This is a genomic window from Acinetobacter sp. ANC 4173, from assembly GCF_004331255.1.
GTDB lineage: Bacteria > Pseudomonadota > Gammaproteobacteria > Pseudomonadales > Moraxellaceae > Acinetobacter.
Genome location: NZ_SJOF01000001.1, coordinates 110517 through 121580, shown reverse-complemented (window position 1 = coordinate 121580; position 11064 = coordinate 110517). Strand labels below are relative to the sequence as shown.

Here is an 11064-nt window from a genome sequence, read left to right as displayed (position 1 = left end):
TTTTAGAGCAATACAGCGGGCTTAAAGTTACAAATCTCAAGTTGGCTCTACATCTTGAGGTTGTAGCATCACTTGTCCATACAGATCCATGTGCTCATCTCCCCAAGCTTTTAGCGCCAATAAAATCTCACGTAAGCTCATACCTAAAGGCGTCAAACTATATTCCACCTTTGGCGGAACTTGTGGATAAACCTCACGGTGAATAATACCGTCCTCTTCCAACTCACGCAGTTGATTGGTCAACATGCGTTGAGTGACATTGGGAATCCGTTTACGAATTTCACCAAAACGTAAGGTATGCTCGGTCAACAAATGCCATAGAATGATACTTTTCCACTTGCCATCTAAAATACCAATTGCAGCCTCAACCGCACAGCCTGGACTGCAATTAAAGCGAGAGTGCTTTGCTTTACCCATTTCAATAGTATCCTTTTCTACACTATATGCAGAATTTAACCGTATATACCAAATTTCAAATTACGTTAAGATTTTAAGCATAAACCCAATTTGAGATTAACAATATGAAAGCTGTTGGATATTTACAAGCCGGTACGGCCGAACAATTACAAGATATTGAACTCCCAACGCCCACCCCAAAAAACCGCGAAGTCTTGGTGGCAGTCAAAGCCGTTTCGGTGAATCCCGTCGATTGTAAAATCCGTACCCGCGTTTCCCCCGAACAGGGACAATATAAAGTTTTGGGCTGGGATGCCGCAGGTGAAGTGGTCGACGTTGGTCCAGAAGTAGAACACTTTAAAGTCGGCGATCAGGTCTGGTATGCAGGCGACTTAACCAAAGCAGGCACCAATGCCGAATTTCATGTGGTCGATGAACGGATTATCAGTTTAAAACCGCAGAATCTAGCTTTTGCTGAAGCGGCGGCATTGCCACTCACTGCCATTACCGCTTGGGAAATGTTGTTCGATCGCTTACAGGTGCAACAGCATGATCACCCGCATGAATCCATTTTGATTATTGGTGGTGCAGGAGGTGTCGGCTCCATGGCCATTCAACTGCTCAAAGCCAAAACCCAATTGCAAGTGATTGCCACGGCATCTCGTGCAGAAACACAGGCATGGGTGAAACAGTTGGGTGCGGACATCGTACTTGACCATCGTCAATCCTTGGTCGAGCAACTACAGGCACACCATATAACGGCACCACGTTACGTATTTTCCACCACGCACACAGGCAGTTATCTGACCCAGATTGCCGAGTTAATTGCGCCACAAGGTAGGTTTGGTCTAATTGATGACCCCGAACAGTTGGATATTAGCCTGTTTAAGCGCAAATCGATTGCAGTACATTGGGAGTTTATGTTTACCCGCTCTATGTTCCAAACGCCTGACATGACAGCACAAGCCCATCTTCTACAACAGGTCGCGCAACTGATTGAAACAGGGAAAATTAAAACCACCCTCAATCAGGTCGTGGGCAGTATCAATGCGGAGAATATCCGTCAAGCCCACCATGTGATTGAGTCAGAGCAGACTCAAGGTAAATTGGTGCTTGAAGGCTTTTAAAGCATAAAAAAGCCCGCGGTCTAACTGATGAGAGCGGGCTTTTATGCGATTCAATCAGAGACCGATTTAACTGATCGACTGCTGCGCCTGTTGTAAGGCTTGCGTAAAAGCCTGCTTATCTTTAGGTGAAATCAAAATGAATTTGGCTTTACCCTGTTTTTGATAATCAATTCGGAGACGATCTAAAGAAAGTGCAGGCGAAGACACTGAATTATTGCTGGGACTAATCTTTTGAATGGCAGACAAGGGAATTTTCCAAGTCAAAAACAGACTGGTAATGACCAATTGTTCTGCTTCAATCCGATATTGTGTGCTCCATACAGGCCACCACAACACCACTATAGTCAGTACATAAGTTAAAGTATGCACTGGATATTGCACCATGTTTCCTTTGGCATACATGGTCAATAACAATTGAAGCAATAAGCCCGTCATGGCAATGATAAAACCGAGAATCCACCAATCTTTTTTTGAACTAAATTTTTGCATATTCTCCCCCATTTGCTCTTATCTTACACAAAAAATAGCAAACTGTAAGAGCAAGTACCCACGACTTTCAGACCTAAAAAAACGTCCCGCAGGACGTTCCGGTTTAGCAATGCTTAGAACACGTAAGGACGTACAAAGATCAGGAAAAAAATACCTAACATCAGGAACCATTTTAACAAATAGTACAATTTGCGATTGGTTTTCTTTAAGGCTTTGGCTTTTAATCGCCCTTGATAAACTGTTCCAAAAACCTTATTCAAACCGCCCGTTTGATCGCCTGTTTCATTGGGTGAACTGGCCGCTGTCATAACATTTTTACCAAACCAATGATTAAACTTTTGCATCAAACGCGTCTTTAATGGACGTTCAACATCAGCAAAGAAAATAATGCGGTTTTGCTCGGTTTTATTCTCGGCATAGTGAATATACGTTTCATCGAACACCACGCTTTCACCGTCACGCCATGAATAACGTTGTCCATCGACATCAATAAAACAGCGGTCATCATTCGGGGTAATTAAGCCCAAGTGATAACGCAGTGAACCTGCATAAGGATCTCGATGGCGCACCAAACGACTGTCGGGTGCCAGCTCGGTAAACATTGCGGCTTTAATGCTAGGTAAAGTCTTTAATAATTCGGTGGTTTTGGGGCAGAGTTCGGCAGCGGATGGATGCGCAGAGTCATACCATTTTAAATAAAAACGCTTCCAACCTGTTTTGAAAAATGAGTTAAAACCAAGGTCATCATAACTACTGGAGGCTTTAATTCCACCACATGCATATAACGCTTGGGCTTCATCTCGAATCATTTCCCAGTTTTCATCCAAAACTTTCAAATCTTTAAAATATTGGGTTTCAATATACGGCTGATTCGGCACCTTGGAAAACAGGTACATTAAAAAGTTGATGGGCGCCAACAAGGTCGAATGATCAAAAAATTGACGGTAAAAAGAATGACGCACTTTACCGCGATTTTGGATATACAACGCAGAAATCACAAAAATCGCCAAGATAATCCACTTAATCATACAACACTCTTTTCATTGCTTCTGATGGTCACGTTCTACAACGTGATCATGGGGCTAGACATTAATTTTGGCGAAATTCTAGCAAATTTGAATATAAATTTCATATCGCCCCGTCACCTCTCTCTTTTATGAAGCGAAAGATTCAGATGAAGTGACCATCATATTGCCTAGGTTTATTCATGGCATCTGGTTCCCTAAAAAGCCACCAAGTGCATTCAGATTTACTGGAAAATTCCAAAATACAATTGACTTTTTTGACACAGATTGCATAGTGGTGAATGGTGGTTTTTGACTCGCCATCAAGCACAACAAAAAATGAAGCAGTACAATTTTTGTATAAAAAACAGATGCATCTTATTAAACAATTTTAAGTACGGTTTTCACTTCAATAATTTTTGCTGTAAATGAAATTAAAATTGATGACCATTGCGTCACTGCTTGATACAACTTGTTATGTTCTTTTTGGATATAGTTATCGTAAGATTAGCGAAGCATTTTCGTGCGCAGAACAAGCGAACACGCTTCAAAACATCAACTTAGAAGTCCTCCAAAATAAAGGAGATCAGGCATGATCCACGCTGGCAATGCCATTACCGTCCAAATGCTTTCGGACGGAATTGCAGAATTCCGCTTTGACTTACAAGGTGAGTCGGTCAACAAATTTAACCGTGCAACGATTGAAGATTTTAAAGCTGCTATTGCTGCTGTAAAAGCAGACAGCTCAGTAAAAGGCTTGGTCGTTACTTCAGGTAAATCTACATTCATCGTTGGTGCAGACATCACAGAATTTGGTGAAAACTTCGCGCAAGGTGAACAAGCGATTATCGACTGGGCAATGCCTGTACATGACATCTTCAACAGCTTTGAAGATCTAGACATTCCTAAAGTTGCTGCAATCAATGGCATGGCATTGGGCGGTGGTTTTGAAATGTGTTTGGTGTGTGACTACCGTGTCATGTCTGAACAAGCTCAAGTCGGCTTACCAGAAATCAAACTCGGGATCTTTCCTGGTTTCGGTGGTACAGTTCGTTTAAGCCGCGTGATTGGTATCGACAATGCGGTTGAATGGATGGCAATGGCTGCGCCGAAAAAACCTGCTGCTGCACTGAAAGATGGTGCTGTAGATGCGGTTGTAACGGCTGACAAACTCCAAGATGCTGCAATTGACTTGGTGAAACAAGCCCTTGCAGGTCGTGTAGATTGGAAAGCAAAACGTCAAGAAAAAATTGACCCAGTCAAGCTTAACCAACTTGAACAAATGATGGCGTTCAACTCGGCAAAAGGTGCGGTTCTTGCAAAAGCAAACCCTGCTCAATACCCAGCGCCAAAACTTCTTCTTGACTCACTACAAGCAGGTGCAAGCCTTCCACGTAATGATGCATTAAAAGCAGAAGCAGCGGGCTTTGCCAAAGCAGCAATCACACCACAAGCAGGTGCATTGATCGGTTTATTCATCAATGACCAAGTGGTGAAGAAAACCTCGAAGAAATATGAAAAAGGTGCGCACCCTGTCAACCAAGCGGCGGTATTGGGCGCGGGTATTATGGGTGGTGGTATTGCTTACCAAGCGGCAAGCAAAGGCACACCAATCATCATGAAAGACATTGGTAACCCGCAACTTGCTTTGGGTATGAAAGAAGCCAATGGCTTACTGACCAAACAAGTTGAACGTAAGAAGATGAAACCTGCTCAAATGGGTGAAACGCTTGCGCGCATCCGTCCAACTTTAAGCTATGAAGAGTTTAAAGAAGTGGACATCGTGATTGAAGCAGTAACTGAGAATCCAAAAGTAAAAGGCATTGTACTGGCTGAAACTGAGAAGAACGTTCGTGACAACACGATCATTGCTTCAAATACGTCTACCATTTCAATCACACGTTTGGCTGAAAACCTACAACGTCCTGAAAACTTTGTTGGGATGCACTTCTTTAACCCAGTTCACATGATGCCATTGGTCGAAGTGATCCGCGGTGAGAAGACTTCTGCAGAAGCGATTGCGACCACTGTAGTGCTTGCTCAGAAAATGGGTAAAACACCAATCGTAGTAAACGACTGCCCAGGTTTCCTTGTAAACCGCGTATTGTTCCCTTACTTCGGCGCATTTGACCTTCTATTGAAAGACGGTGCTGACTTCCAACAAGTCGATAAAGTCATGGAAAAATTCGGCTGGCCAATGGGTCCTGCTTACCTAATGGACGTTGTGGGTATCGACACAGGCGTTCACGGTGCAGAAGTGATGGCTGAAGGTTTCCCTGACCGTATGAAGCCTGACTTCAAAGGTTCGATTCAAACCATGTATGAAGCAAAACGTTTGGGTCAAAAGAACGACGTTGGTTTCTACAAATATGAATTAGACCGTAAAGGCAAAAAAGCGAAAGTGGTTGATCCAACTGCTTATGAGCTGGTTGCTTCTGTGGCAACTGCTGAAAAACGCGAATTCGATGCTCAAGAAATTATTGACCGCATGATGCTGACTTTCTGTAACGAAACTGTTCGTTGCCTGGAAGACAACATTGTAGCAACTGCTTCTGAAGCAGATATGGCGATGATTATGGGTGTAGGTTTCCCTCCATTCCGTGGTGGTCCATGCCGTTACATCGACCAAACAGGTGTTGCTGAATACGTTGCACTTTGCGACAAATATGCACACTTAGGTAAGGCTTATGAAGCGCCACAGATGTTGCGTGACATGGCTGCTAACAACAAAAAATTCTACGGTTAAGGAGCAACGTGAATGGCTACTTTAAATCCACGTGACGTTGTCATCGTTGATGGCGTACGTTCAGCAATGGGTAAAACCAAAAACGGTATGTTCCGCAATGTACGTGCCGACAGCTTATCGGCTGAATTGGTTCGTGCTTTAGTTGCTCGTAACCAATTTGACACCAATGAAGTTGAAGACCTGATCTGGGGCTGTGTAAACCAGACTTTAGAACAAGGGATGAACATTGGCCGTAACATTGGTTTATTGGCTGACCTTCCAAAAACTGTGGCAGGTCAAACGGTTAACCGTCTTTGTGGTTCTTCTATGCAAGCGCTTCACACCGCTGCTGCACAGATTGCTACTAACCAAGGTGATATTTTCATCATCGGTGGTGTAGAGCACATGGGTCACGTCGGTATGATGCACGGCATCGACCTAAACCCAGAAGCGTCTAAGCACTATGCAAAAGCGTCTAACATGATGGGCTTAACCGCTGAAATGTTAGGTCGTATGAATGGTATTTCACGTGAAGAACAAGACGCGTTCGGTGTTGAATCTCATCGCCGTGCTTGGGCTGCAACGCAAGAAGGTCGTTTCAAAAACGAAATCGTGGGTGTTGAAGGTCATGATGCCAATGGTTTTAAAATCCTGTGCGACATCGACGAAGTGATTCGTCCAGATGCCAATCTTGAAGCATTCAAAGCATTGAAACCAGTTTTCGATCCTAAAGGTGGTTCAGTAACAGCAGCAACATCTTCAGCTTTGTCTGATGGTGCATCTGCAATGTTATTGATGTCTGCTGAACGTGCCCTTGCTTTAGGTCTTAAGCCGCGTGCTGTGATTCGCTCTATGGCGGTTGCAGGTTGTGATGCTGCGATTATGGGTTATGGACCAGTACCAGCGACTCAAAAAGCGTTGAAACGTGCTGGTTTAACGATGGCTGATATTCAAACTATCGAGTTAAACGAAGCATTTGCGGCTCAAGGCTTATCCGTGATGAAAGGCTTAGGTGTGTATGACAAGCAAGACATCATTAACTTAAATGGTGGTGCGATTGCGTTGGGTCACCCATTGGGTTGCTCTGGTGCACGTATTACCACGACCTTGTTGAACGTGATGGAACAACAAGATACGCAAATTGGTCTTGCGACCATGTGTATCGGTCTTGGTCAAGGTATCGCGACCATTATTGAACGTGTTTAATACACGAATTTGATGTATAAAAATCCTCGCTTTGGCGGGGATTTTTTATTATGGTTCTCTCAAGGTTTTATAAATATTAATTTTAAAGCTTAACAATAAAGTGAGCAGGAGAACTTGATGTTTTCATCACCAGTAAAAACCATCATCAGTGCAGGCATCATAGCAACACTTTTCACAGGCTGCGCCACCAAAACCCTCATCACCAAAGACAATAAAACTTATACTCGCTCTAACAAAGTCACTTTAGTCGAAGACCAAGTGGTGGCATTTGGTAAACCCGCTCAAGTGCTCAATACCTTGCCTGCCAATAGTCTAGTGATTGCAGGGCAAAAAAATAGCTATATCTTAACCCAAGGTGGAGCACAGTTTGTCACGCTGATCACAAAACTAGACCCCAAAAATATTCAAATGACCAAAGAACTCAGTTTCTATTCAGAGAAGAATGATGGTCATTTCACAGGTACACTGCCACTGTCTTATGTCAAACTCAAAGAAGACATCAGTAAAAAAGATCTCGAATTCTTTATCGAAAATGGTGCAAAAGAGTGTTCAACTTATAGTGATGAACGCATGAAGGCTCAACGTTTCTGTTTCGACGTTGCTTTGGCTGGTGTGGTCTACCCTGCCGCCAATAATCTCAATACTTTAAAACCGCTGAGTAAACCTTATCAGGTCAGCATTTATACCTATAAAGAGGAAAGCTACAAATCAAAATCAGGACTCAATCCTTTTGAAAAACTGGTGTTACTGCCTTTTGCTGTAGCGATTGATGTGGTCAGCCTGCCGTTCCAAGCAGCCGAAAAAATCTTTGATTAATATTATGAAGAACGAGAAGTCCAAACTGAAAGGGTGGACTTCTAGAACTCGTGTCACCTGTTAAGCCAGTAACTCTGCCATCAACCATGCCATGTATTTTTCTTGATCCATAAAATCGGGGGCATTGCCCGTATCCAAACTGTAATACTGCCGATTAAACTCAATCACAATTTGTTCGGTATGGTGCCAGTCTTCAATTAAACGGAAATATTGGCTAAAGAAGAAACGGTTTTTACCCCAATTACTCAGACTTTCCAGTTTGGGATAGGCTTTATTTTCTAAAAATTCGACATATACCTGTTGAATATCATCAAAGACCTGAATGGTTTTCATTGCTGTACCTGCTTTAAATCTGATGCGTAAAGGTGTTCAACCGTTCTAACTTAACGCAGTCATTTTAAAGTTATATGACACTCATCCAGTGTTTATTCATGCTTTTGTTCAAGCGCTTTTTGATTTTGTTGCTGGATCCGTTGTATCTGTGCATTCAGTGTTAATACCTCCTGATACAGCGTATTAAATTGTTTTAATGCAGCAGCATCATAAAACATGAAGGTATTATTTTTACTCTGCCAACGATTATTCTTTAACACTAAAAAAATCTGATCGGCTTTTTCAAGCACTTGTTTTTCTATTTCAAATAAGGCCAAAGCCTCATTTTGCTTTTCACTTTCCCGCAAATTTTCTGCCAGCTGATGACGATAACGCGATTGTATCGGCAGTTGTTTCGCTTGCTCTAGAGCATTTTGTTGCGCTTGTTCAATCTTGACCTGATACTCCGCCGCCAAGGCATGTGCTTGCTGCAACATTGAATCCGTTTCTTGATAATTCTGTTTTTTATCCTTGTTTAAGCGGTCAATATTTAAAAATTCATCCCAATGAATCGCTTTTAACTCACGCAAATAAGCATTACGCGCTTCGGCACTTTGAATCATCTGGCTCAAAACAAAACTGGCCATGACTTTATAATCACCCTGTAAGCGTGCATCGGTCACATCGACGTCTATGGGCTTGTTCCAGTCTTTGGCTTGGGCATAAATTAAATCGGTTTTTTCGTACAGCACCTTTTGATATTGTTGGAGTTGTATCGCTTCTTTTTGTTGCTCATGATATTGATAAAATAATCCACCAAACACAACTGCTGTCGCTAATCCTAAAATCAGAAAAATACGTGGCATAGTCCGCTCCGATTCCCCGTTGTATCTATCATAACAAACATCAGAACATGCTGAATATTTCATCATTTTCTTCGGTGTGAAAAATCATAATCTGTCGCAAATTTAGTCAAATTAACAATGAGTTACGATCAAAATACTGAACGTTTTATTTTGTATTGGGTGCACGTGGTAATTGTGTATTTGGTTGGTTACTCTGCATAAAATTATAATCGACTTGTCCAATCGAAATCTGCTCACGCACAATCTGGACATTTTTCGCATTCCGATCAATACCCAAAGGTTGCAACATAATATACAAGCCTTCGGTCGGGTCAGATGACTGTAAACCCGCAGCAATATTTAAGATATGCTCACGTAATAATGGAGGCAATGAATCTAGATCGGGCGTTGCAGCAGGCGCCAAGATATCTAAATTATGAACAAGAGTTGGGTCTACAACAAAAGACTGGGGATCATCCTGTAATTGCATCATCCGATGCTGTAAGGCCTTACGAATATTTTCGTCCTGCTGATAAGGAATGATTCCTGATTCTGCGCGAAGTTCTGACTCTGCCATGACTTTAAATGTCGGCAAACTCACGATTTCACCGTTGGCTTGAACATCAGTTGACAGTGAAACCCCAATAAAAGAAAGTGCTAGAAGATCTTTCATCAAATTCATAAAACCATCCCCAAAGTAGAGATATCAACAGGAATATTTAATATATAGCTCAGACTTTATTGTATATTTTTTCAGCTACATCCAGTTTGTTTGTCAGATAAGCGGTCAAATATGGATGAAAGTGCACGATGCCAACAGCATCTAACAACAGGCTTTTTTTCATCGTATTTGCTTTAAATTCTATAAATCATCCCCATCATTTTCTGAATTGCTACTGTTACTTTTTAGAGAAATTACATGCGTGTTGATATCTGGTCCGATGTCGTTTGCCCATTTTGCTATATCGGAAAAAAACGTTTAGAAGCTGCAGCGGAGCAAGCGGGCGTAGAACTGGAAGTGCATTGGCACAGTTTTGAACTTGATCCAGACGCTCCAGCACGCCAAGAAATTTCAAATTCTGAACGTCTAGCACAGAAATATGGTCGCACCCTTGCTGAAGTCGAAGACATGCAACGCAATATTGCAGCAATGGCCGCAGCAGAAGGGATTGAGTTTAATTGGGAAAATGCCAATTCTGGCAATACCTTTAATGCACACCGTATTATCCACTTGGCACAAAGCAAAGGCTTGGGTTCTGATGCCAAGGAAGCGTTCTTTTATAGCTATATGACCCAAGGTTTGCCGATTGGTGAGCGTGAAACCATTGAAGATGTTGCTGCGCGTATTGGACTGAACCCTGTTGAAGTTGATGACGTACTCAATTCAGATGAATATGCAGACTTTGTCAAATTTGATCAGGAAGTCGCACGCGATCAACTCAAAGTCACGGGCGTACCTTTCTTTGTGTTTGATCAACGCGTTGCTTTAGCTGGTGCACAACCACGTGAAGTTTTCTTACAAGTCTTAGAAAAAGCCATTGAAACAGCAGATGATGCAGATACAGCACCTGAAGCAAATCAATGTGATGCCGATGGACAATGTGACTCAACGAAAGAACAAGCCAAATAAGCCTCTCATAATTTAATTACTGTCATTTTCAAACCTCCTGAGTACAAACTTTGGAGGTTTTTTCTGTCGAAACAATTTAGATATTGCTCTTAAAACCGATATAACCGAATCCATACGCAGTACACATTTTCATCAACAATCAAAACAATTCGCTTGTATAAAGTCAGCCCTGACTACACAGGAATATGACAGTTCTTACATAACATGGGAATAGGCTAGAACAGTACAGTTACTCATCCAACTTTTGACATGAGGTTTATATGAACCATCAAGCGACTCCAGATCAAACTACTGACGCGCCAACCACACAAGATCTTTCCCGTGCCAGATCAACCCAAACAAAAAAGAAATCTCGTGTTTCCCCTGCTTTTGCAGGTGCTGTGATGGGTGCAATTGCGGGGCGTTTTCTTCCTAGACTTAGCCCTTTTTCAGGTGCAGTCATCGGAATGATGAGTGCAAAAATGTATCAAAAGCATCAGTCTAAGCACCGTTAAATATCTTATTTTTCACTACC

At 42.2% G+C, this 11064-nt stretch carries 12 protein-coding genes; 6 read left to right on the top strand and 6 right to left on the bottom strand.

Annotated features, from left to right (window positions below; translation table 11 throughout):
- Positions 1-36: 36 nt before the first annotated feature.
- Positions 37-417, bottom strand: a complete 381-nt coding sequence (locus E0H94_RS00580; protein WP_131324601.1) for a winged helix-turn-helix transcriptional regulator — start codon at positions 415-417, stop codon at positions 37-39.
- A gap of 104 nt (positions 418-521) precedes the next feature.
- Here E0H94_RS00580 and E0H94_RS00575 point away from each other — a divergent pair, with 104 nt between their 5' ends.
- Positions 522-1523, top strand: coding sequence for a zinc-binding alcohol dehydrogenase family protein (locus tag E0H94_RS00575; protein WP_131324600.1), 1002 nt, complete (start codon positions 522-524; stop codon positions 1521-1523).
- Between the two features lie 66 nt (positions 1524-1589).
- On the opposite strand, the gene E0H94_RS00570 is transcribed toward E0H94_RS00575, so the two are convergent.
- Both E0H94_RS00570 and lpxO read right to left on the bottom strand, forming a co-directional pair.
- The gene (locus tag E0H94_RS00570) at positions 1590-2012 is read right to left on the bottom strand and encodes a PH domain-containing protein (protein WP_131324599.1); all 423 of its coding nucleotides are present in this window, start codon (positions 2010-2012) and stop codon (positions 1590-1592) included.
- A 113-nt stretch (positions 2013-2125) separates the two neighbouring features.
- Positions 2126-3040 carry a lipid A hydroxylase LpxO gene (gene lpxO / locus E0H94_RS00565; RefSeq protein ID WP_131324598.1) on the bottom strand — a complete coding sequence of 305 codons (915 nt, stop codon included), beginning with the start codon at positions 3038-3040 and terminating at the stop codon, positions 2126-2128.
- Positions 3041-3608: 568 nt separating this feature from the next.
- Here lpxO and fadB point away from each other — a divergent pair.
- The 3 genes from fadB to E0H94_RS00550 all read left to right on the top strand — a co-directional run bounded on the left by fadB (position 3609) and on the right by E0H94_RS00550 (position 7763).
- Positions 3609-5762 carry a fatty acid oxidation complex subunit alpha FadB gene (gene fadB / locus E0H94_RS00560; protein ID WP_131324597.1) on the top strand — a complete coding sequence of 718 codons (2154 nt, stop codon included), beginning with the start codon at positions 3609-3611 and terminating at the stop codon, positions 5760-5762.
- 12 nt (positions 5763-5774) lie between these two features.
- Positions 5775-6947, top strand: a complete 1173-nt coding sequence (fadA, locus tag E0H94_RS00555) for an acetyl-CoA C-acyltransferase FadA (RefSeq protein ID WP_016168423.1) — start codon at positions 5775-5777, stop codon at positions 6945-6947.
- A 117-nt stretch (positions 6948-7064) separates the two neighbouring features.
- Positions 7065-7763, top strand: a complete 699-nt coding sequence (locus E0H94_RS00550) for a hypothetical protein (protein WP_131324596.1) — start codon at positions 7065-7067, stop codon at positions 7761-7763.
- A gap of 60 nt (positions 7764-7823) precedes the next feature.
- On the opposite strand, the gene E0H94_RS00545 is transcribed toward E0H94_RS00550, so the two are convergent.
- From E0H94_RS00545 to E0H94_RS00535, 3 genes are all read right to left on the bottom strand, one after another.
- Positions 7824-8096, bottom strand: coding sequence for a hypothetical protein (locus E0H94_RS00545; protein ID WP_131324595.1), 273 nt, complete (start codon positions 8094-8096; stop codon positions 7824-7826).
- A 92-nt stretch (positions 8097-8188) separates the two neighbouring features.
- Entirely contained in the window at positions 8189-8941 is a 753-nt protein-coding gene (locus E0H94_RS00540) for a hypothetical protein (protein WP_131324594.1), read from the bottom strand.
- Between the two features lie 145 nt (positions 8942-9086).
- Positions 9087-9602, bottom strand: a complete 516-nt coding sequence (locus E0H94_RS00535) for a hypothetical protein (protein ID WP_131324593.1) — start codon at positions 9600-9602, stop codon at positions 9087-9089.
- Positions 9603-9839: 237 nt separating this feature from the next.
- Here E0H94_RS00535 and E0H94_RS00530 point away from each other — a divergent pair, with 237 nt between their 5' ends.
- Both E0H94_RS00530 and E0H94_RS00525 read left to right on the top strand, forming a co-directional pair.
- Positions 9840-10550 (top strand): DsbA family oxidoreductase, encoded by a 711-nt coding sequence (locus E0H94_RS00530; RefSeq protein WP_131324592.1) that lies wholly within the window; start codon positions 9840-9842, stop codon positions 10548-10550.
- Positions 10551-10810: 260 nt separating this feature from the next.
- Positions 10811-11044 carry a hypothetical protein gene (locus E0H94_RS00525; RefSeq protein ID WP_131324591.1) on the top strand — a complete coding sequence of 78 codons (234 nt, stop codon included), beginning with the start codon at positions 10811-10813 and terminating at the stop codon, positions 11042-11044.
- The last annotated feature ends 20 nt before the right edge of the window (positions 11045-11064 follow it).

Coding starts and splice junctions, on each gene's coding strand:
- E0H94_RS00535 (WP_131324593.1), bottom strand. CDS start 9,602: ATGAATTTGATGAAAGATCTTCTAGCACTTTCTTTTATTGGGGTTTCA.
- fadA (WP_016168423.1), top strand. CDS start 5,775: ATGGCTACTTTAAATCCACGTGACGTTGTCATCGTTGATGGCGTACGT.
- E0H94_RS00570 (WP_131324599.1), bottom strand. CDS start 2,012: ATGCAAAAATTTAGTTCAAAAAAAGATTGGTGGATTCTCGGTTTTATC.
- E0H94_RS00530 (WP_131324592.1), top strand. CDS start 9,840: ATGCGTGTTGATATCTGGTCCGATGTCGTTTGCCCATTTTGCTATATC.
- fadB (WP_131324597.1), top strand. CDS start 3,609: ATGATCCACGCTGGCAATGCCATTACCGTCCAAATGCTTTCGGACGGA.
- E0H94_RS00525 (WP_131324591.1), top strand. CDS start 10,811: ATGAACCATCAAGCGACTCCAGATCAAACTACTGACGCGCCAACCACA.
- lpxO (WP_131324598.1), bottom strand. CDS start 3,040: ATGATTAAGTGGATTATCTTGGCGATTTTTGTGATTTCTGCGTTGTAT.
- E0H94_RS00580 (WP_131324601.1), bottom strand. CDS start 417: ATGGGTAAAGCAAAGCACTCTCGCTTTAATTGCAGTCCAGGCTGTGCG.
- E0H94_RS00550 (WP_131324596.1), top strand. CDS start 7,065: ATGTTTTCATCACCAGTAAAAACCATCATCAGTGCAGGCATCATAGCA.
- E0H94_RS00545 (WP_131324595.1), bottom strand. CDS start 8,096: ATGAAAACCATTCAGGTCTTTGATGATATTCAACAGGTATATGTCGAA.
- E0H94_RS00540 (WP_131324594.1), bottom strand. CDS start 8,941: ATGCCACGTATTTTTCTGATTTTAGGATTAGCGACAGCAGTTGTGTTT.
- E0H94_RS00575 (WP_131324600.1), top strand. CDS start 522: ATGAAAGCTGTTGGATATTTACAAGCCGGTACGGCCGAACAATTACAA.